The 20,796-nt window shown below is 61.7% G+C and carries 22 protein-coding genes and 1 other RNA gene; 7 read left to right on the top strand and 16 right to left on the bottom strand.

Going from position 1 to position 20,796, the window contains the following annotated elements:
* Nucleotides 1-100: 100 nt before the first annotated feature.
* Nucleotides 101-835: a phosphonate metabolism transcriptional regulator PhnF gene (phnF, locus tag AB8A23_RS13425; RefSeq protein ID WP_068735417.1), complete on the top strand. Its 735-nt coding sequence runs from the start codon at nt 101-103 to the stop codon at nt 833-835.
* On the opposite strand, the gene AB8A23_RS13420 is transcribed toward phnF, so the two are convergent.
* The 3 genes from AB8A23_RS13420 to AB8A23_RS13410 form a co-directional block, all read right to left on the bottom strand.
* Nucleotides 836-1,303 (bottom strand): nuclear transport factor 2 family protein, encoded by a 468-nt coding sequence (locus AB8A23_RS13420; protein WP_315843247.1) that lies wholly within the window; start codon nt 1,301-1,303, stop codon nt 836-838. It lies immediately after the preceding gene.
* An 82-nt stretch (nt 1,304-1,385) separates the two neighbouring features.
* Complete coding sequence (ybgC, locus tag AB8A23_RS13415; RefSeq protein ID WP_184519176.1) at nt 1,386-1,832, bottom strand: tol-pal system-associated acyl-CoA thioesterase; 447 nt, start codon at nt 1,830-1,832, stop codon at nt 1,386-1,388.
* A gap of 165 nt (nt 1,833-1,997) precedes the next feature.
* Nucleotides 1,998-4,781: a UPF0182 family membrane protein gene (locus tag AB8A23_RS13410; RefSeq protein WP_439059497.1), complete on the bottom strand. Its 2,784-nt coding sequence runs from the start codon at nt 4,779-4,781 to the stop codon at nt 1,998-2,000.
* A gap of 239 nt (nt 4,782-5,020) precedes the next feature.
* Here AB8A23_RS13410 and rocD point away from each other — a divergent pair, with 239 nt between their 5' ends.
* The gene (gene rocD, locus AB8A23_RS13405; protein ID WP_231079737.1) at nt 5,021-6,238 is read left to right on the top strand and encodes an ornithine--oxo-acid transaminase; all 1,218 of its coding nucleotides are present in this window, start codon (nt 5,021-5,023) and stop codon (nt 6,236-6,238) included.
* A gap of 121 nt (nt 6,239-6,359) precedes the next feature.
* On the opposite strand, the gene AB8A23_RS13400 is transcribed toward rocD, so the two are convergent.
* From AB8A23_RS13400 to AB8A23_RS13370, 7 genes are all read right to left on the bottom strand, one after another.
* Nucleotides 6,360-6,770 carry an NUDIX hydrolase gene (locus AB8A23_RS13400; protein WP_120291684.1) on the bottom strand — a complete coding sequence of 137 codons (411 nt, stop codon included), beginning with the start codon at nt 6,768-6,770 and terminating at the stop codon, nt 6,360-6,362.
* A gap of 6 nt (nt 6,771-6,776) precedes the next feature.
* Nucleotides 6,777-7,826 carry a Holliday junction branch migration DNA helicase RuvB gene (gene ruvB, locus AB8A23_RS13395; RefSeq protein WP_231079736.1) on the bottom strand — a complete coding sequence of 350 codons (1,050 nt, stop codon included), beginning with the start codon at nt 7,824-7,826 and terminating at the stop codon, nt 6,777-6,779.
* The gene (locus tag AB8A23_RS13390) at nt 7,823-8,323 is read right to left on the bottom strand and encodes a hypothetical protein (RefSeq protein ID WP_439059498.1); all 501 of its coding nucleotides are present in this window, start codon (nt 8,321-8,323) and stop codon (nt 7,823-7,825) included. Before AB8A23_RS13390 ends, ruvB begins: the two co-directional genes overlap by 4 nt.
* On the bottom strand, nt 8,320-8,937 hold the full coding sequence (gene ruvA, locus AB8A23_RS13385) for a Holliday junction branch migration protein RuvA (RefSeq protein ID WP_089265378.1): 618 nt from the start codon (nt 8,935-8,937) through the stop codon (nt 8,320-8,322). Before ruvA ends, AB8A23_RS13390 begins: the two co-directional genes overlap by 4 nt.
* Complete coding sequence (gene ruvC / locus AB8A23_RS13380) at nt 8,934-9,461, bottom strand: crossover junction endodeoxyribonuclease RuvC (protein WP_089265379.1); 528 nt, start codon at nt 9,459-9,461, stop codon at nt 8,934-8,936. The genes ruvA and ruvC overlap by 4 nt, the downstream gene beginning before the upstream one ends.
* A gap of 85 nt (nt 9,462-9,546) precedes the next feature.
* Nucleotides 9,547-10,293 carry a YebC/PmpR family DNA-binding transcriptional regulator gene (locus tag AB8A23_RS13375; RefSeq protein WP_089265380.1) on the bottom strand — a complete coding sequence of 249 codons (747 nt, stop codon included), beginning with the start codon at nt 10,291-10,293 and terminating at the stop codon, nt 9,547-9,549.
* 27 nt (nt 10,294-10,320) lie between these two features.
* Nucleotides 10,321-10,467, bottom strand: coding sequence for a hypothetical protein (locus tag AB8A23_RS13370; RefSeq protein WP_158596842.1), 147 nt, complete (start codon nt 10,465-10,467; stop codon nt 10,321-10,323).
* A 62-nt stretch (nt 10,468-10,529) separates the two neighbouring features.
* Here AB8A23_RS13370 and AB8A23_RS13365 point away from each other — a divergent pair, with 62 nt between their 5' ends.
* Nucleotides 10,530-12,230, top strand: coding sequence for a methyl-accepting chemotaxis protein (locus AB8A23_RS13365; RefSeq protein ID WP_439060528.1), 1,701 nt, complete (start codon nt 10,530-10,532; stop codon nt 12,228-12,230).
* 94 nt (nt 12,231-12,324) lie between these two features.
* On the opposite strand, the gene AB8A23_RS13360 is transcribed toward AB8A23_RS13365, so the two are convergent.
* Complete coding sequence (locus AB8A23_RS13360; RefSeq protein ID WP_439059499.1) at nt 12,325-12,597, bottom strand: hypothetical protein; 273 nt, start codon at nt 12,595-12,597, stop codon at nt 12,325-12,327.
* Between the two features lie 239 nt (nt 12,598-12,836).
* On the opposite strand from AB8A23_RS13360, the gene ppk2 reads away from it, so the two are divergent.
* From ppk2 to AB8A23_RS13340, 4 genes are all read left to right on the top strand, one after another.
* A complete protein-coding gene (gene ppk2, locus AB8A23_RS13355) occupies nt 12,837-13,763 on the top strand; it encodes a polyphosphate kinase 2 (protein ID WP_092144861.1) in 927 nt (308 codons plus the stop codon).
* Between the two features lie 296 nt (nt 13,764-14,059).
* Nucleotides 14,060-14,521, top strand: a complete 462-nt coding sequence (locus AB8A23_RS13350) for a (2Fe-2S)-binding protein (RefSeq protein WP_199712107.1) — start codon at nt 14,060-14,062, stop codon at nt 14,519-14,521.
* Between the two features lie 9 nt (nt 14,522-14,530).
* Nucleotides 14,531-16,735, top strand: coding sequence for a molybdopterin cofactor-binding domain-containing protein (locus AB8A23_RS13345; RefSeq protein ID WP_439059500.1), 2,205 nt, complete (start codon nt 14,531-14,533; stop codon nt 16,733-16,735).
* Entirely contained in the window at nt 16,732-18,078 is a 1,347-nt protein-coding gene (locus tag AB8A23_RS13340) for a c-type cytochrome (protein ID WP_309948436.1), read from the top strand. The genes AB8A23_RS13345 and AB8A23_RS13340 overlap by 4 nt, the downstream gene beginning before the upstream one ends.
* Before the next feature lie 6 nt (nt 18,079-18,084).
* On the opposite strand, the gene AB8A23_RS13335 is transcribed toward AB8A23_RS13340, so the two are convergent.
* The 5 genes from AB8A23_RS13335 to AB8A23_RS13315 form a co-directional block, all read right to left on the bottom strand.
* Nucleotides 18,085-18,909 (bottom strand): TIGR00282 family metallophosphoesterase, encoded by an 825-nt coding sequence (locus tag AB8A23_RS13335; protein ID WP_309948437.1) that lies wholly within the window; start codon nt 18,907-18,909, stop codon nt 18,085-18,087.
* A 1-nt stretch (nt 18,910) separates the two neighbouring features.
* Nucleotides 18,911-19,498: a 5-formyltetrahydrofolate cyclo-ligase gene (locus tag AB8A23_RS13330; protein ID WP_309948438.1), complete on the bottom strand. Its 588-nt coding sequence runs from the start codon at nt 19,496-19,498 to the stop codon at nt 18,911-18,913.
* Between the two features lie 129 nt (nt 19,499-19,627).
* Nucleotides 19,628-19,787: non-coding RNA, 6S RNA (ssrS, locus tag AB8A23_RS13325), on the bottom strand.
* A gap of 61 nt (nt 19,788-19,848) precedes the next feature.
* Nucleotides 19,849-20,232 (bottom strand): cell division protein ZapA, encoded by a 384-nt coding sequence (locus tag AB8A23_RS13320; RefSeq protein WP_068735170.1) that lies wholly within the window; start codon nt 20,230-20,232, stop codon nt 19,849-19,851.
* A 6-nt stretch (nt 20,233-20,238) separates the two neighbouring features.
* Complete coding sequence (locus AB8A23_RS13315; RefSeq protein ID WP_089265387.1) at nt 20,239-20,568, bottom strand: DUF4164 domain-containing protein; 330 nt, start codon at nt 20,566-20,568, stop codon at nt 20,239-20,241.
* Nucleotides 20,569-20,796 lie beyond the last annotated feature (228 nt).

Here is a 20,796-nt window from a genome sequence, read left to right as displayed (position 1 = left end):
GATTTACTAGACAACTTTATAGGCGGAGGCAATGACCGTTTCGTGACAGCGGCACGATTTTTCGCTAATGCGTGGTCGACATCATTCCGGGACCAATTTTGTGACCATTCAGGACAAGCCAACAGGCGTTGCATTGTGGCGGCACGTCGCCGACGGCATCGAGCGCGGCATTGCAGATGGCCGCTATGGCGCTGGCGAAAAGCTGCCCGGCGAGACCGAACTGGCTGACATCTACCGCGTCAATCGGCACACCGTGCGCCGCGCGCTCGCGACCCTGGCCGAACGCGGCCTGGTGCGCGCCGAGCGCGGCAGCGGCACCTATGTGGAATCGCCAAAGCTTGCATATCCCCTGCGATCACGCACGCGCTTCTCGGAAATTGCCGGTGCCGGCGGGCGCGAGCCGCAAGCGCAATTGATCGGAGCCTGGGACGATGTGGCAACACGCGATCTCGCAAGGCAGCTTGGCCTCAAAGCCGGCGCTCCGCTGATCCGCATTGAAGCCTTGCGGTTGGCGGACAAGACGCCGATCTGCGTCGGCACCAACTGGCTGTCGGCCGAACGCTTTCCCGATTTCGGCAAGGTCTATGAGCGCGTGCGCTCGATGACCAAGGCGCTGGCGCATTACGGCATCAAGGACTATCGCCGCGCCTCGACGAAGGTGACCGCGGGGATCATCGACGCGACCGATGCGACACGGCTTGGTGTTGCACTCGGGCGCCCGATCTTGATTGTCGATTCCATCGATGTGGATGCCGACGGCACGCCGCTCAGCGCTACGCATTCGCGCTTCGTCGCCGAGCGCGTCGAATTCGTGGTCGATAGCGGTTCGCTTTAGTTAGAACGGGTCGGTGCCGAGACCCGGCACATCGGCCGGACGCGGCCCCGGCGCCGGCCACAGGAAACGGCGATCCTTCTCGGCAATCGCAACGTCATTGATGCTCGCCTCGCGGCGCCGCATCAGGCCGGCCTCATCAAATTCCCACTGCTCATTGCCATAGGAGCGATGCCAGTTGCCGGCGTCATCGTGCCATTCATATTGAAAGCGCACGGCAATGTGATTGCCGTCGAACGCCCACAAATCCTTGATCAGCCGATATTCGTGCTCCTTCGCCCATTTACGGGTGAGGAATTCGACGATCGCCGGGCGCCCCTGAAAGAACTCGCCGCGATTGCGCCAGGTCGAGTCCTCGGTATAGGCGAGCGACACTTTCACCGGATCGCGTGAATTCCAGGCATCTTCGGCCATGCGGGCCTTCTGGGCGGCGGTCTCTCGGGTGAAGGGCGGAAACGGTGGACGCGACATGGGACCCTCGGCTTTGGAATGTTGCAGGGATTGTAGCCCTGCCGCATGCGGAGTCGATGCCGTTTCACCTATGGGGCGATTGCTAAATCTGATCGGCCTTCATGGCGATCCGCAGCGCTTTCGGAATCGGCTTGGCGCGGCCGCCGGAGACAAAGGCCACCTTGACCTTGGCCTCAAGCAGCAACTCATCGCCGCGGCGCACTTCCTGCCCGAGCAGGATCGAAGCGCCCCTCACCTCTTGTGGAACCGTGACGACGTCAAGCAGATCGTCCAGGACTGCCGGTTTTAGAAAATCAATTTTCATCGAACGAACAACGAAAGCAAAGCCGGGCGCATCCTCTCGCGCTTCTTTCAGCAGCTCTTGTTGACTCGTTCCGAGCAAACGCAAGTAATTCGTTCTCCCGCGTTCCATGAAGCGCAAAAAATTCGCGTGATAAACAATCTGGCCGGCGTCAGTATCTTCGAAATAAACGCGGACCCGCATATGATGACGACCATCGCGAATTTCGCCATCAAGAGAGGCTGTCACAGGGAGATTCCTCTTATCACACTTCGGAGAGTAACCGTCTTGCACAGAGGCACCTTCCCCAGCAAGTGCCAATCGCTTTGGGCTTGAACCTTGCTCGGGATGCACCTGGAATCTTGGTCGCGGGGACGCGCATCTCTTTGTCGAATGACAATCAGCCGGCGTTGGTCAGTGTCCGGCCGATTCCCGGCTCATTTTCTCCAAAAGACCGCGCATCGCGTCGATCTGCGTGCCGAAGCCTGCCCAATCCCCAGACCTCAACAGCTTCGTTGCCTCGTTGTAGCGATCAAGCGCCTCCTGCGCCCTGTTTTCCGCAGGGCTCGCACGTGGCATTTCCGTCGCAGCACTCAGCGATGTCGGCGATGCGTTAGTTTCGATGAAGAGCGCGGACAAGGCCTCTGCAAGCGTTTCTTTCATGACGACATGCTCGCCGTAGGCGGCGATCACGCGCTTGAGCTCCGGCAAGTGTCCGTGGACCGCGCGCAGGTACAGCGGCGATACGTACAGGATTGAATTCTCGATCGGGATCACCAGCAGGTTTCCGCGGATCACCCGTGAACCCATCTGGTTCCACAACGATATTTGCTGGGAGATCTCCGTGTTCTGATGAATGCGCGCCTCGATCTGGAACGGTCCGTAGACGAGCTTCTCCTTGGGAAATTCGTAGACGATCAATTTTCCATAGTCAGGGGCGTCGCAGCGCGCTGCCAGCCATGCGATCATGTTGTCGCGTCGGCTTGGCACCATGGGGATCATGATAAAGAACTCGGCCTGGGTTTCTCCGGGCAGCCGCATCACAATGTAGTAAGGGACCATCGGCGCGACGCCGTCGCCAGCCGGCTGGCGCGGAAACTGCCAAAGATCCTCCCGGTTATAGAAAACGTCGGCAGATGCCATGTGATAGGTCTGGTAAAGCTGCGCCTGAATCAGGAAGAGGTCCTCGGGATAGCGAATGTGCTTTTGCAGATCGGACGGCATCGCCGCAAACGGCTTGAATAGCCCCGGAAGGATTCGCTGGTAGGTGGCCGCGATCGGGTCCGCCTGGTCCGTCAGATAAAAGTCGACACTGCCGTTATAGGCGTCGATGACGGCCTTCACGGAATTGCGGATGTAATTCAGATTGCGGCCGGGCGCAGGCTGCGCAGAGGGAAAATAGTTACTGGTTGTATAGGCGTCCTGGATCCAGAACATCCGCCCTTCGCTGATGACCAGATAGGGATCGTGGTCGAGGCTGAGGAACGGGGCGATCGTGCGTAACCGTTCCCCCATATTGCGCCGGATCATGATCCGGCTGTCGTCGGTGATGTAACTGGAGAGCAGCAGGTTCATGTCGTTGAAGTGGTGAGCGAAGATGATTTTTCGCACCATCCCCGTCAGCGGCACGCCACCGGCACCGTCGTAGACCGTGTATGCGTTTTCACTCCCCTTCGGATAGTCGAATTCCGGCGTGGTCGTCCTGACGACAACGTAGTTGCTCTCCTCTTGTCCATAATAAATGCGCGGTTCGCGGATCTCGGGACCGCCGTCCGCAACGGGAGGAATATCCCGCAGGTAAAGCAGCGGAAGCCCTTCAGCGCTCTTGTGCATTACCGGGCTCATCACCGCTCCATTGCCGTGGGTGAACAGCAGGTGGAGGTTGACCCACGTCTGGGCGTTCGGCGGCAGCAGTGAGGATCTGAGCTCGCGTGCCGACAGCATCACGCTCTGGTAGGTGCCGCGAAGCCAGTAGCGGTCGACATCCAGGTCACTTAATTTGTAGTAGGTGCGTATCTCCTGCAGCTGGGCGTAGGTATCGGCTAGCGGCTGCCCGTCCCACAATCTGATGTTCTCGATGGTCGCCTTGTTGGCTTCGAGTGTCGCGAAGGTAAGGTCCTGTTCGGCAGGAAAGGGCTTGGCGGCGATCTTGTCGAGATTATAGGCTTCCCTGGTCAGACGGATGCTGCGCTCGATGTAGGGCCGCTCCAGTTCCAGTTCGTTCGGTTTCACGTAGAAGCGCTGAAACAGCGTCGGGATCACGCCGGACAGCAGGAAAGCGCCCCCGAAGACGAGCAACATCGCGGCAGTGGGGAGCCAGTAGGTACGCGCCCACAGGTTCGCCCACGCGGCGCATGCCGCAACGATCGAAAGCCCGATCAGCAACCAGAGAACGGGTAGCTGAACGTGGACATCGGTGTAGCTCGCGCCAACCACTACGCCATTGTCTCCGTAGAGCAGCAAATAGCGGTCGAGTCCGTAGGACCATGCCTTCACCACAAAGAGCAAGCCGAGCAGCGCCGAGCCGTGAGCAACCGCTGGCGGTGATATCGACCACCGCTGGACCTGGTATTCGATCTGACCATGCAGCCAATAGATCACTGCGGCGAGAAGTGCGCTCATGAATAGCGTTAGCAATGCCCAATTCTTGATGCCGATATAGGCGGGCAGAGAAAACAGATAGAATCCAATATCCTTGTCATACAGCGGATCATTCGCGCCATATGGCACCTGATAGAGGAACTGGAGAATGATGCTCCAGTTGCCGACCTCCTCCCATGCGACAAGCAGAGCGAGGAATCCGGCGCCGCCAGCGATGGCAAGGCGCCATGGCAACCGATCGCGTATGAATTCGAACGGATCGGGCGGCACCGCGGTGGCCGCGAGCTTCCAGTCGAAGTCGACGGGAAGCCGGCCTCGCCGCCGTCGGACAAGAAAAAGTGCCAGCCGGGCGTTCGCCCACGCAATGACGGCAGTTGCCGCGAAGACGACAGAAAAGACTGCGGCTTTCGCGCCGATCGATGTCCAAAAAACCTGCGAATAGCCGACCGCGGAGAACCACATCCAGTCGACCAGGAAGTCGCCGACAATCGCGAGAAGGATCAGGCAAATTCCGGAGAAGATGGCAGTCACAATCACCCCGACCACGGCGTTTCGCCCTGGCGTCTTCCGTTCGGGCCCGGTAATCCCGATCGTCATGAACGGATTATAGCAGAACGGGAGAGGTGGCGGTGCCTGTCTTGAGCCCTCGCACCTGTTTTTTCTGCGTCGGCCTTCCTACATCAGAACTAAGGTGCGCATCGCCTTACGCGCGCCCAATCGGGAGAGCGCGCCATGAGCGGTGATCTCACGATGTAGTTGTGCTTGTGCGCCCTCACCAACGGTCGGGATGGCATGCCGAACCGGTGCGGGGGAGGAACGCGGCAGGAGCGCTTGTCATGACTGATTTCGCCAGTCTCGAAGCCCGTTTTGGCGCAGGAAACTATGCACCGTTGCCGGTCACGATCGTCCGCGGGGCTGGTGTCTACGTGTGGGACGAGGCTGGCAGACGCTACATCGACATGATGGGCGCATATTCGGCGGCGAGCTTCGGCCATTGCCATCCGCGCCTCGTCAAGGCGCTGACAGAACAGGCACGACGCCTGGATACGATTTCGCGCGCTTATTTCAGCGATCGGCTGGGGCCTTTCCTCGCGAAGGCTTGTGCACTTACCGGTATGGACGCCGCGTTGCCGATGAACAGCGGCGCGGAAGCCGTCGAGACGGCGCTCAAGGCGGCACGTAAATGGGCCTACAGGGTCAAGGGAGTGCCGACTGACCGGGCCGAAATCATCGTCGCGGAAGGAAATTTCCACGGCCGCACCATCTCGATCGTCGGCTTTTCTTCGCAAGCCCAATATCGCGACGGCTTCGGGCCGTTCCCGCCCGGCTTCACGCGCGTGCCGTTCGGCGATGCGTCGGCGCTCGCCGCGGCCATTACCCCTGACACCGCGGCCTTTTTGGTCGAACCAATTCAAGGCGAAGGCGGGATCAATGTGCCGCCCCCTGGATATCTCGCTGAGGTCGCGCGCATTTGCAAGGCGAACAACGTGCTGCTGCTGTGCGACGAGATCCAGAGCGGTCTGGGACGCACCGGACGTCTGCTCGCGTGTCAGCATGAAGGAGTAACACCCGACGGTCTGATGCTCGGCAAGGCGCTCGGCGGCGGGATGTTGCCGGTTTCGCTTTTCCTCGCCCGTCGCGAGGTCATGCAGGTTTTCACTCCGGGTGACCACGGCAGCACGTTCGGAGGCAACCCGATTGCATCAGCGGTTGGATTAGCCGCCCTCGACACACTGATCGACGAGCGATTGATTGAACGCGCCGCGACTGTCGGCGCGCATCTCCTCGATCGGCTCTCCGCGATCAAAAATCCGATCATTCGCGAGGTGCGCGGTCGCGGTTTGTTTGCGGGGGTCGAGTTGCACCGCAACATGGCTAGTGCCGGTACGGTGATCAGCCGCTTGCTTCAGGCGGGCGTGCTGACCAAAGATACTCACCGGAACACGATACGCTTTGCGCCGCCCTTGATTATCAACGAGTCACAGGTGGATTGGGCCGTAGACCGATTGACCGAAGTACTGGACGAGATCGCCGCATCGACGGTTCAGGCCTAGCGGCCGCCAATATTGGGCAAGCCTGCTATCTGAGAATTACCGAAGCCAAACGAAAGATTTGCCTGCATGCGATGCAGGCCGTCGGCGATGGCGTCGCCCAGATGGAAGGTCGTAGCACCCGTCATAACGAAAAGCCGTGAGCTGCGAGTGGCAGCACATGATCACGCGTCAATGGCGCCAGGATAATAGCCTCAGGCGCAGTTGGATTGATCCAAATCGCTTCGGCGATCTCGGCCTGGGGCTCGATCGCGCCATCCACTTTGACCGCATAGACGCTTGCCTGCACCCGCCATCCCGGCTCATTCGCGGCGACGCTGTTGAATTGTCCGAGCGCTTGCGCAGAACCCGGCACCATCCGGCAGCCGAGCTCCTCGCTGATCTCGCGCTCCAGCGCGGCCAGATCGTTCTCGCCGGCATCGCGTTTGCCGCCCGGCTGCATGAAGGCCTCGGTGCCGCGCTTGCGCACCACCAGCATGCGCCCTGCGTCATCGCGGATCAGCGCAGCGACGACGCCGATGATCTTGTCAGTCATTGCGAACTACTCCTCGTCGCCCGAACCGAACAATCCGATCTGGCTCTCGTCCCGTTTCGGTTCACTCAGTCCGAGATGCTTGAACGCATGCGAGGTGAGCAGACGCCCACGCGGGGTGCGCTGCAGATAGCCGCACTGGATCAGATAGGGCTCGATGATGTCCTCGATGGCATCACGCGGCTCGGACAGCGCGGCCGCCATGGTCTCGACACCAACGGGGCCACCAGCATAGTTCATGGCGATGGTGGTGAGATAGCGGCGATCCATGGCATCGAGACCCGCACTGTCGACTTCCAGTGCGGACAGCGCGTGGTCGGCGATTTTGCGGTCAATCGCTGACGCATCCGCAGCGGAGGCAAAGTCACGCACACGGCGCAACAGACGCCCGGCGATGCGCGGCGTGCCGCGGGCGCGGCGCGCAATCTCGTTAGAGCCTTCAGGGGTCATGCCGATGTCCAGCACGCGGGCGCCGCGCGTGACGATCTTTTCGAGCTCGTCGATCGTGTAGAAATTCAGCCGCAGCGGAATGCCGAAACGATCACGCAGCGGATTCGTCAGCAGACCCGCACGGGTGGTCGCGCCGACCAGCGTGAATTTCGATAGTTCGATTTTCACCGAGCGTGCCGCAGGGCCTTCGCCGATGATGAGATCGAGCTGGAAGTCCTCCATCGCGGGATAGAGCACTTCCTCTACTGCAGGGCTGAGACGGTGGATCTCGTCGATGAACAGCACATCGCGCTCTTCGAGATTGGTCAGCAATGCCGCGAGATCGCCGGCCTTGGCGATGACGGGACCGGATGTCGCGCGAAATCCGACGCCGAGCTCGCGCGCCACGATCTGCGCCAGCGTGGTCTTACCGAGGCCGGGCGGCCCCACAAACAATGTGTGATCCAGCGCCTCGCCGCGCTTGCGGGCGGCATCGATAAAGATTTGCAGATTGGCGCGCGCCTGCGCCTGGCCGACGAAGTCGGACAGCGACTGCGGGCGCAGCGTGGTGTCACCGACATCGTCGGAGCGGCGCTCAGGTGTAACCATGCGATCGGGTGGCGTATTCATGATGCGACGTTACCACGGTGCAACGGCCGCGCGAACCACCAGCACAGGCTGGCTGGAATCACGGCAATGCCCGCGAGCAATGCGGACAGTGACAGCGCCTGCGTGAGTGATCGAACGCCGGGCAAAATCACCGCCGACGATTCCGAGGGCTGAACGAACATTCCAAACCCGATGAAGCCGGCAATGCCGACGGCCGCAGCAAGCCACGCCATCCAGATCGCGTTTTGTCCGGCATAGACGGCCGACAGCGCGAAGACGACGCCGGCACCGAGCGACGGCAGCAGCGCCGCCAATGCAGCAACGAATGCCAGCAGCCACAGTGCAATCGAGACAAGCGATCTGAAACCATCGAGATCGGCGACAGAGAAGATCAATTGCAGGATCGACGCACCCAGACCGACGACGAGCAACGATACGAGCGCAGCCACGGATAGCGAACCGACAATACCGAAGATCGCGACATTGCCGATCACACGGGCGATTCTGGCCAGGCTCACTTCGCCAATTCCTTCAGCCCGAGCTTGATGAGTTGCGCCGTTTCCGCACCCTCGCCTGCGCTGCGCGACGCGGCTGCGACGGCGGCCGCCGCCTGTGGCTGGCCATAGCCGAGATTGACCAGCGCGGAGATCGCATCCCTGACGGCGCCTGGTGCGCGGTTGTCGTCCATCGCACCGGCGAGTTGCGCGACCACCGGATCGACGGACGCAAAGGCCGGCGCCTTGTCCTTCAATTCGCTGACGATGCGCTCGGCCACTTTAGGACCGACGCCCGGCGTGCGCGCCACGGCCGTCTTGTCGCGCAGCGCGATAGCGTTGGCGAGGTCGGCCGGCGGCAGCGTGCTGAGCACGGCGAGCGCGACCTTGGCACCAACGCCCTGCACGGTCTGCAGCAGGCGAAACCATTCGCGCTCCATATCGCTGCGGAATCCGAACAGCTTGATCTGGTCTTCGCGGACATAGGTTTCGATGGCGAGCACCGCAGCTTCGCCCGCCTGCGGCAGTGCCTGCAGCGTGCGAGCGGAACAATGCACCTGATAACCCACGCCCTGTACGTCGAGGATCACATAGTCCTCGCCATAGCTGTCGATCAGGCCTTTGAGCTTGCCGATCACGCGCCGACGACCTTGAGGCGCAGTGCCGTGCTCTGACGGTGATGCGCATGGGTGATGGCGATGGCCAGCGCGTCGGCCGCATCGGCGGATTTCGGCTCAGCCTTCGGCAGCAGGATCTTCAGCATCACCTGGATCTGGTTCTTGTCGGCGTGGCCCGCGCCGACCACGGTCTTCTTCACCTGATTGGGCGCGTATTCGGCGACGGCAATGCCGAACATCGCCGGCGTCATCATGGCGATGCCGCGCGCCTGGCCGAGCTTCAGCGTCGCGACGCCGTCCTTGTTGACGAAGGTCTGCTCCACCGCAGCTTCGGCCGGTTGGAAGTCGCCGAGGATCTTGGCGAGACCTTCATGAATGCCGAGCAGCCGGCTTGCCAACGGCAGATTGTCCGGCGGTTCCACCGAACCGCAGCCGATATAGGTCAGCCGGTTGCCATCGATCTCGATCACGCCCCAGCCGGTGCGGCGCAGGCCCGGATCGATGCCGATGATACGGACAGGAGGGCGAATCGGAGGGTTTGTCATCCCACAGGGATAACGCCGGAGGGCAGGGAACGAAATAGAAACGCGAAGCCGTCCCAAAGGAAAGAGAGGGAAGCTGAGCCCCTGCTCAGCCGCCCATCTTGGCCATCAGCGCGTCGGACACCTCGAAGTTGGCATAGACGTTCTGCACGTCGTCATGCTCGTTCAACAGGTCCATCAGCTTGATCAGCTTTTCGCCGGTCTCGTCATCGACCGAGAGCGTGTTCTGCGGCTTCCAGATCACCGCCGCCTTGCGGGCTTCGCCGAATTTGGCTTCCAGTCCCTTGGCAACTTCGCGAAAGGTTTCCTGCGAGGCATAGACCTCATGGCCGCCCTCGCCCGACACGACGTCGTCGGCGCCAGCCTCGATGGCGGCTTCGAGCATGTCATCGGCCGAGGCCTTGTCGGCGTCATATTCGATCACGCCGACATGGTCGAACATGAAGGAAACTGAGCCGGTTTCGCCCAAATTGCCGCCGGATTTGGTGAAGTAGGAACGGATGTCGGAGGCGGCGCGATTGCGGTTGTCGGTCAGCGCCTCGACGATGACGGCGACGCCGCCGGGGCCGTAGCCCTCGTAGCGGATTTCATCGTAGTTCTCGCCGTCGCTACCGATCGCCTTCTTGATGGCGCGCTCGATGTTGTCGCGCGGCATGTTCTCCTGCCGGGCGGCTATCACGGCGGAGCGCAGCCGGGCATTCATCGACGGGTCGGGCGTCCCCATCTTGGCAGCGACGGTGATTTCGCGCGCCAACTTGCTGAACAGCTTGGACTTCTGGGCATCCTGCCGGCCCTTGCGATGCATGATGTTCTTGAATTGGGAATGTCCGGCCATGCGGTCTCTCTTGAAGCGTCAGGGTAGTTAGGGCTGCGGCGCGGGGTTATAGGCCGCGAAATCGGCAAAATCAAAAATTTGCAGCCGAATCCGGCAGATCTTCGCAATACCGCGACCGACCTTAACCATCACTTCACGCCGAGGTGCAAGGTTACCCGCATAGATTGTATTCATTGGGGTCACCGATGGCGTTTGGACTGTTCCGCAAGCGGCGGCCGGAAGCGGCTGAAGTGGTGATGATTGCTGAAAACACAGCACCTTCTGTGGCACCGCAGCATCCTGAACCAGATACCGCTCGGGACATCCTTGAGTTGCTGGAACTCGAGCTGGGCGCGCTTATCCGCCAGCTCGAGCGTGCCGCGACATCCGTCGCCGGCGGCGCCGAATCGACCGCCGCCACCCTCTCCGCCATCCGCGCCCGCACCGACGTGCTGGCCGACCGCAGCAGCGCCGCGCAATCCACCGCCACAACCTTTGCGCAGGCCGCCGACAAATTCACCCATTCGGCCGAGGGCATCGGCACCCAGGTGCGCGATGCCAGCCGGCTCGCGGACGAGGCCGGCGCCGCCGCCCATGAAGCCAGCGCCAATGTGGACCGCCTGCGCGACTCCTCCGCTGCAATCAGCAATGTGTTGGAGTTGATCGCGCAGATTGCCCGGCAGACAACGATGCTCGCGCTGAACGCGACCATCGAGGCGGCACGCGCCGGCGCTGCAGGCCGCGGTTTCTCGGTCGTCGCCACCGAGGTCAAGGCGCTGGCAGTGCAGACTCAGAACGCCACCGAAGAGATCAGGAAGAAGATCGACACCCTGCAGCGCGACGCAGCGAGTTCGGTCGATGCGGTGCATCGCATCTCCACCGCCATCGACGCGATCCGCCCGGTTTTTGCCAATGTCAACGGCGCGGTCGCCGAGCAGAACGCAACGACCAGCGAGATGTCGCACAACGCCACCACCGCCTCGCAATTCATCGTCTCGGTCGGCAACAGTGCCGCGGAAATCGATAGCGCTGCAAAGGAAGCGGCTGCCCATGGCGAGCATGTCGCGCAGGCCGGCCAGGCCGTCACGATGTTTGCCTCACGGCTGAAGTCGCGCTGCGCGGTACTGCTCAAACAAAGCGAGCGCGAAGACGAGCGACGACGCGAAAAGCTGCCATGTCACCTCAACGTCGATCTTCAGGCACGCGGCGGCCAGATCAGCGCGCCGGTCTATGAAATCTCGATGGACGGCATTCTCATCGGCGGACCGGACGCGAACCGGCTTCCGTTGCACGACATCGTTGCTGCTGAACTCAGCGAGGTCGGCCCCTGCCGCCTGCGCATTGCCGAACATTCCCCCGCCGGCGCACAGGCACTGTTCGTCGTGCCCGACGGGGCTCTCATCAGCCGGATCGAAGACCGACTATGGGCGATCCATGACGAGAACACCGAATTCGTCACCCGCGCCATCGACGCCGGCGCCGTGCTCAATAAGATCTTTGCCGACGGTATTGCATCCGGCGCTATCAGCATCGACGACATGTTCGACGACAACTACGTCGAAATCCCTGGCTCCAGTCCGGTACAGTACCGGACAGAGATTCTCGGCTGGGCCGACCGCGCGCTGCCCGAATTCCAGGACACGTTTCTGGCCAAGGACAACCGCATGGCGTTCTGCGCCATGATCGACCGCAACGGCTATCTACCGGTGCATAACAGCATCTATTCGAAGCCGCAGCGCCCGGGTGATGCGAGCTGGAACACTGCCAACTGCCGCAACCGCCGCATCTTCAACGATCCGGCTGGATTGGCCGCCGGTCGCAATACCCGTTCCTACCTGATCCAGAGTTATGCCCGCGACATGGGCAACGGTCAGACCGTGATGATGCGCGAGATCGACGTGCCCGTGCGCATACAGGGACGCCATTGGGGCGGCTTCCGCACGGCGTACAAATTATGATTTGGGTTTGTAAACGGCGCTGCTACCTGAGACCTGGCGCAGCGCCGCATATTCCGTCTGCGAGTGGGTTAGCAGCCAAAACTGCCAAGCCCTCCTAGCCGCCGCTCGTTCGGCCTTCCGCATTGTCATCTCCGCCGTATGAACCGCCGCCATATCCATATGGCGCGCTGTATCCATATGAACCTGAACCGGGGCCGGCACCAAATCCGCGATAGACCGTTACGGGGGCGCTTCCCTCATACCGCGCGTGAGAGGACATGATCCGTCGATGCTTGCTGGCAGCGCTCTGCCCGTCTTTGGCCTGCGCGGTCCAGCTCGCAGTGCCGGCGATCAGTAAAGCGGCGCCCAACAGAATGAATTTATTCATCACATTTTTCCTTGGTCAACGAGCCCCGCGACCTCAGATGCGCACGCTTGGCTCTCAAGGTAGCGCCAATCACGCGTAGTTGAATTTCGGCTTGCGGCACCCCGTCCTGCATGGACAGCGGCGGCGAGACCCATCGGGGCCATTTCCCCATTCGCCCCGGGGCCTGGGAGGCAGTGTCACACCGCTGACATTTGCATCGGTCCATAACCGTGAACCCATTCGATACAAGCGGAGCTGCCATGACCGAACATTCCCTCGACGACGCGCAAGCAATCCACGACCGCATTCGTGCAGAGATGCTGGACGGCTTCGATGAAGAACTCGAGCTCGAGATCGACGACGATCGTCTCGACGCCCTGACCAACGAAATGTCCGACCACAGCCCGGCGGAGACCATCGAGCGACGCCTCTATTTCAAGGAACTGTTCCGCCTGCAGGGCGAATTGGTGAAGCTGCAGAGCTGGGTGCAGCAGAACAAGCTCAAGGTCGTGGTGATCTTCGAGGGTCGCGATTCCGCTGGCAAGGGTGGCGTTATCAAGCGGATCACCCAGCGGCTTAATCCGCGCGTCTGCCGCGTTGCCGCACTCCCCGCGCCGAATGAGCGCGAACGCACCCAATGGTACTTCCAGCGTTACGTCTCGCATCTCCCCGCCGGCGGCGAGATCGTGCTGTTCGATCGTAGCTGGTACAACCGCGCCGGCGTCGAGCGCGTGATGGGTTTCTGCACCGAAGATGACGTGGAGGAATTCTTCCGCTCGGTGCCGGAATTCGAACGCATGCTGGTGCGCTCGGGCATCATCCTGGTCAAATACTGGTTCTCGATCACCGACGAAGCGCAGCACCTGCGCTTCTCGATGCGTATCGCCGACCCGCTCAAACAGTGGAAGCTCAGCCCGATGGATGTCGAGGCGCGCACCCGCTGGGAGCAATACACCAAAGCCAAGGAAGCGATGCTCGAGCATACGCATATTCCGGAAGCCCCGTGGCATGTGGTGCAGGCCGTCGACAAGAAGAAGGCGCGCTTGAACTGCATCGCGCATCTGCTCGAACAGCTTCCCTATCAGGAGGTCGAGCATCCGCCCGTGGTCCTGCCTGCACGCGTGCGCAATCCCGACTATCACCGCACGCCGGTGCCAGCCGAAATGTATGTGCCGGAGCGGTACTAGCCCCACAGTCGGCAGATTGCGTAACGTTTTTCGGGCAGGCCGAGCCTAACGCAACCGCAATATTCTTTTGAATAAAAGTCATCCGACGCCCACGAAGAGGGCGTCGGATGACGTCGCGCAGATTTTACCGCGATTTATCCGACAGACACGCTCGCGCGACATACAAACCAATGTATAGTCCTGCTGCATCTTATTGCTGCTTTTGAAATGATGACCGTACGCCTATAGTACCGTCGTTGGTCGATGACGAACCATTCGCCATTGCATCATCGAGTCGAGCAAACGGGGGTCTCACTGTGGCAAATCTCAATATCAACGGCGAGCAGAAGTCCTTCGACGCACCAGACGACATGCCCCTGCTCTGGGTGCTGCGCGATATTCTCGGCATGACCGGCACAAAATTCGGCTGCGGCGTTGCGCTATGCGGGGCATGCACCGTGCATGTCGACGGCAAGGCCGTGCGCTCCTGTCTGCTGCCGGTCAGTGCGGTGAGCGGACGCGCCATCACCACAATCGAAGGCGTCGGCACCACACCGGTCGGCGCCAAGGTGCAGAAGGCCTGGCTCGATCTCGAAGTCATTCAATGCGGTTACTGCCAGTCCGGGCAGATCATGTCGGCGGCCGCGCTCCTCGCTTCTACGCCGACCCCCGACGATTCTGACATCGATGCCGCCATGGCCGGAAATATATGTCGCTGCGGCACCTATGTCCGGGTGCGTGAAGCCATCAAGCATGCTGCCTCCGAACGGCAAACCTAGGAGTCGGTCATGAAACTTGCAGACAACATGCTTGTTGCGACCAGTCCTGCAAACAAGCCTTCTGGCCTGTCACGGCGCAATCTGCTCGCTGGCGCCTTTGCCGGCGGCTTTATGTTCGCCTTCCAGCTTCCGGTACGCGCGGCCAATGAGCCGACGCAACCTCCCGATACAACGGAGGGCAAATTCGCCCCCAACGCGTTCATCCGCATCGACACTACCGGCAAAACGACGCTGGTGATGCCGCAAGTCGAGATGGGGCAAGGCATCTATACCGCCATCGCCATGATCCTCGCCGAAGAGCTCGACGCCGACTATGCGCAGATCACGCTGGAACATGCGCCGCCCAGCGACAAGCTCTACGGCAATCCAATTTTCATCATCCAGGCGACCGGCGGATCGACTTCGGTGCGTGCATTCTGGAAACCTCTACGCAATGCCGGCGCAACCGCGCGTGCGATGCTGGTGCAAGCCGCAGCTGAACAGTGGCAGGTCGAACCTGCGAGCTGCACGGCGTCGAACGGGCAAGTGATGCATACGGCCAGCGGGCGCAAACTGTCTTATGGCGAGTTGTGCGACGCCGCCGGCAAACTCACGCCGCCGAAGGACGTCGCGCTCAAGGACCCGAAAGACTTCTCGGTGATCGGCAAGCCGCTGAAGCGCTTCGATACACCGGACAAGGTCAACGGCAAAACGATCTACGGTATCGACGCAATGATACCGGGCATGACATTCGCGACGCTGGCACAATGCCCGGTGTTCGGCGGCAAACTCGCCAAGGTCGATGACCGCACGGCGAAGAAGATTCCGGGCGTGCGGCAGATCGTGGTGCTCGACGACCTCGTGGCCGTGGTCGGCGACCACATGTGGGCCGCCAAGTCTGGGCTCGAAGCACTCGACATCACCTGGGACGAAGGGCCCAACGCGAAGATCAGTTCGAAGGACATCTGGGCGCATTTGCGCACGGCCAGCGAGACGGACGGCGTAATCGCCAAATCCGTCGGCGACATCGCCAAGGGTCTCGCGACCGGCGAACGGATCGACGCGTCCTACGAGATGCCGTTCCTTGCGCACGCGACCATGGAGCCCTTGAATTGCACGGTGCACTTCAAGGGTGATTCCTGCGAGGTCTGGACGGGCACGCAGATCATGTCGCGGGTGCAATCCGAAGCCGCCAAGGCCGCGGGCCTGCCGATCGACAAGGTCACAGTAAATCAGCACATGATTGGCGGCGGCTTCGGCCGCAGGCTTGAGCCCGACATGGTCGTGGCGGCGGTGCGCATCGCCAAACAGGTCAATGGACCGGTCAAGGTGGTGTGGACCCGCGAAGAGGACATCCAGCACGACATTTATCGCCCCGTCTATCGCGACAACATTTCGGCGACACTGTCCAACGGCAAAGTGGTCGGCTTCAAGTACAAGATCGCAGGCTCGGCCGTGATCGCGCGTTGGCTGCCGCCTGCGTTCCAGAAGGGCATTGACATCGACGCCATCGATAGTGCCGCGGACCAGCCCTACGACTTCCCGCATTTCCAGTGTGAATATGTCCGTGTCGAACCACCGGCGGTGCCGACCGGCTTCTGGCGCGGCGTCGGCCCGAACAATAACGTGTTCGCGATCGAGAGCTTCATGGATGAGCTCGCTCGCAAGGCCGGCAAGGATCCCGTCGTGTTCCGGCGTGAATTGCTCGGCAAGGCACCACGGATGCTGGCGGCCCTCAATCTCGCGGCGGAGAAGGCCAACTGGGGTCAGCCGCTGCCAGCGCGCGTCGGACGCGGCGTGAGCATCCAGCCCACCTTCGATACTTCGATCGCGACTGTGGTCGAAGCGGAGGTGGATTCTCAGGGCGAGATCCGTCTGCGTCAGGTCAACGTGGCGGTCGACACCGGCATCGCTGTCAATCCCGACACCATCGTGGCGCAGATCGAAGGCGGCATCGTGTTCGGCCTCACCGCCGCGCTCTATGGCGACATCACCATCGAGAAGGGGCGCGTGCAGCAGTCCAATTTCCATGACTACCGCATGCTTCGGATCGACCAGATGCCGAAAATCAATGTCCACCTCATCAAGAGCGGCGAAGCGCCCGGCGGCATAGGCGAGTGCGGCGTGATCGGCGGACCGCCGGCACTGCGCAATGCAATTTATGCTGCGACTGACGTTGCGCTGCGGAGGATGCCGATCGACCGCGATGCGATCGCCGAAAGGAAGAAGTCATGACGCCCGCCGCACGTCGCATTCTCGGCAGCGTCATTGTGATCGGTGTCGTGGCTGCAGCCGGCGCCGCGCTCTATGTTCGCGGTCCCGGACCGATGGCCTTCTCGGGCGGCCCGAAGGTGGCGCTGGCCGATTACAAGGGTCCCAATCCCACGGGCGTTCCCGCCAACATGGCCAACGCCAGCCTGATCGAGCGCGGCGAATATCTTGCGCGTGCGGCGGATTGCATGGTCTGCCACACTGCGCCCGGGGGCAAGGAATATGCCGGCGGCTTCGCATTCAAGCTGCCGTTCGGCACGCTTTACTCGACCAACATCACACCGGACAAAGAGACAGGCATCGGCAACTACACCGATCAGCAGTTTCTCGACGCCGTTCGAAGCGGCAAGCGCCACGACGGCGCCCGGCTCTATCCCGCGATGCCCTATACGTCCTACACTTACATGACCGATGCGGACACGCTCGCGGTCAAGGCCTATCTGTTCAGCCTCGCACCGGTGCGCGCAGCACCGCCTGAGAATACGCTTGCCTTTCCGTTCAATCAGCGCTGGGCAATGACGTTCTGGTCGGCATTGTTCAATCCCGATACGCGCTTCGAACCCGATAGGTCGCAAAGCCCGGAATGGAACAGGGGCGCCTATCTCGTCGAGGCGCTGGCGCATTGCGGCGAATGCCATACCCCGCGCAATCTCGGCTTCGCGCTCGACAACCGCAAGAAATTTGCTGGCGCCCTGACCGCCGGATGGCGGGCCTTCAATATCACCTCGGACAAGACGACAGGCCTTGGCAGCTGGAGCGACGACGATGTCGTTTCCTATCTGTCGATCGGGCATGCCAAGGGTCACGGCACCGCGTCGGGGCCGATGGGCGAAGCGGTGGACCACAGTTTCAGCAAGATGGCGCCGACGGATATCAAGGCGATGGTCGCATTCCTGCGCACGGTGCCGGCGGTGCCCTCACCTGATCTGCCCGCGAAACTCGCGCCACCCGCACCGCCCTCGCACAGGGACGGCATGACGGCGAACGCGCTTGGCAAGACGGTCTTCCAGGGCGCCTGCGTGAGCTGCCATGGCTGGACAGGCGAGAGCGCACTCTCGCCCATGGCCACGCTGACTGGCGCGTGGGCCGTTAACGATCCCGGCGCGACGAACGTGGCGCAGATCGTGATCTCCGGCACCAAGCGGCATACGCCGCAAGGCGCGCTGTCGATGCCAGCTTTCGGCAAGAGCCATTCAGATACGGAGATCGCGGCTGTCGCGAATTACGTGACCGCGCGCTTCGGCAGCAAGGGATCGCAGATCACGGCAAGCGATGTCGCGGATTTGCGCAAGCAGACGGAGCAGTAGGCCGAACTAGGTCAGCCAGAACTCAGGCACCGCCTGCGACAGCCGACCACCGAGCCGCACCGGCGCGATGCGTGAGGCAAGCCCCGTCTTGTCATCGGTTTCGACCGCAACGCCCGACAAGGTCGCCGGGCCGAAGGCGGGCTCGAAACGGCCGGAGGGAATGCCGGTCGTGAAGCGCCTGACAGGCTCTTCCTTCTGCATGCCAATCACGGAATCATAGTCGCCGGTCATGCCTGCATCGGTCATGTAAGCTGTGCCGCCGGACAGGATTTGATGATCGGCGGTCGGCACATGCGTATGCGTGCCGACGACGAGGCTCACGCGGCCATCGCAGAAGTAACCCATGCCCTGCTTTTCGCTCGAGGCTTCGCCATGGAAATCCACCACGATGGCGTCTGCAGCTTCCACCAGCGGACAGGCATCGATCTCCTTGCCGACAGCGCTGAACGGATCGTTGAGTGGCTCCATGAAGACGCGGCCCATGGCGTTGATTACCAGCGCACGCGCACCGTTCTTGGCATCGATCAGCGCAGAACCGCGGCCGGGGGTGTGGCGCGGGAAGTTCAACGGACGGATCAGACGCGGCGCGCGTTCGATGAACACCAGCGCCTCTTTCTGATTCCAGGCGTGATTGCCGAGGGTCACCGCATCGGCGCCGGCGTCGACAAGATCATTATAGATCGTCTCGGTGATACCGAAGCCGCCGGCGGCGTTCTCGCCATTGATGATGACAAGATCGAGCTTCCAGTCGCGGATCAGACCCGGCAGTTTTTCGAGGATCACCACGCGGCCGGTTTTGCCGACCACGTCGCCGATGAAGAGAATACGCAAGTCAGATGCTCCGAAAATCGATCGTCCGGGTCTCGGTTAGCACATAATCCAGCGCCACGTCGTGCGGTTGCATGGGAATGGCCTCGATTTCCTGGGTGTCGAAGGCCACGCCCACGGCGATAAATGGCTTGATGGCGTGCAGTTGCGCGAAGGTGCGATCGTAATGCCCCGCGCCATAGCCAATGCGGTGGCCGGCGCGGTCGAATGCCGCGAGTGGTACCAGCAGGATATCGGGAATCAGTGGTGGCGCTTCCGGTGCTGGTTCCGGAATGCCCAGTGAACCGCGCACCAGCGCATCGTTCGGGCTCCAGATCCGGAACATCAGGGGCTCGTCACGGGCGATGATCACAGGGAGCGCCAGTTGCGCACCCTGGGCGGCGAGATGCTGCATCAGCGGGATCGGATCGATCTCGCTGCGGATGGGAGAATAGCCGGCGACGATGTCGCCGGCCCTGACCGGGAAAGGCAGCCCACGCGCTGCGACGGCTTGTGCGGCTGCCGACCGTTCGGCCTCGCTCAGCGCCGTGCGGCGTGCCAGCGCGGCTATGCGGAGTTCAATCTTTGTCGGAGTGGGCGGCGTGTCGGACATGCCGCACGATATGCTGTCCGCAGAGCCTGCGGAAGCGCAGGACCGGTCTTCGCGATCATCTTTGGCGAGCGAGGCCAAGATTGCACGGCAAACGCCATGCAAGGGCCACAGCCATCAAAAAAGTAAAAGTGCGAAGCCACGATGGCCGTTGAAGCACTCAATCCCGGAGCACCTACGAAAGTAGGTGGGCACCATGTGACCAGGTCCACGGACCTGGTCAGGGACAGTTCCCTGAAGGATCGATAAGGCCCCGGGGATATATGGCTCCTGACGCGCGACGCAGCCTCGCCTGAGCAATGTAGGGGTTATGAGACGGATGCGCCAGTGCCCGCTTGGCATCAAAGCCTGCGTTATCCAATAGCAACGCCGCCGCCGATGGTGCGGTTGAGCACCTGGGTGGTCTTCTCGATCCGCTCTGCCGCAGCATTCAGGGCCGCGGCAACCGCCGTCTGCGTCGCCCGTGCGCGATCTGCGGCGACAACGCGCACATCGCGCAATGCGGCGAGTTCTTCCTGCAGGGCACGGATCTGCTGATTGGCATCGACCAGTTCGTCGGCAATGGTCAGCGCCGCCATCACCGTCAGCCGCGCATCGCCGATCTCACCGAATTTGCCACGCAGGTTTTCGACGCGGGATTCAAGACTTTCCGCCAGCCGCAGCAGGCGGGTCTCCTGCCCCTCCTCGCAGGCCATGCGATATTGCCGGCCATTGATTGTAACGTTGACGTGGCTCATCTCGCTTTACTCATGCGCGTTGTCAGTCGCCAGCACCGCGCGGATGGTGCCGATGGCGGTGTCGAGCTTGTCGGCGATGTCGCGATTGGCGCGCTCCAGCCGGCGCGATTTCACCAGCGTGCCATCAAGCTCATCCGCCAGCCGGGACCGGTCGGCGCCAAGCGCCTGAATGCGGGTGGCCAGCTCATCCTCGTCGCGATCCGCCTCACGGCGGCGCTCGACCGCACTTTCCAGAGCATCCAGCGCTGCCATCAACCGCCGCGTGGCAGAGTCGATCTCGGCCGCACCGCCATTGGCGGGATCGGAGGCTGTGAGATGGGCGGGTCGTTCGATCATACTGGGTTACGCGGGACCTTGGGTGTGATGCGACGGGAGCTCAAAAACCACGGCTCCGCAAGCCTTTAGGCCCTGAAACTTAGGTTGCAAGCGAGCCGGACGCAACAAAGCTTAAAAGCTATGCACCGCAAAGCCGACAAAAACCGCCGGTAGATATCCACAGACCAGAACTGTCCGGGAGACCTTGGACTCCCAGGAACCCAGATGCTATCCACCAGTTTCTCCAAA

It is taken from the genome of Tardiphaga sp. 619_E2_N8_4, from assembly GCF_051810905.1.
GTDB lineage: Bacteria > Pseudomonadota > Alphaproteobacteria > Rhizobiales > Xanthobacteraceae > Tardiphaga > Tardiphaga robiniae.
Note: the sequence above shows the minus strand (reverse complement) of the source record. Positions and strands in the feature narration are given on the sequence as shown.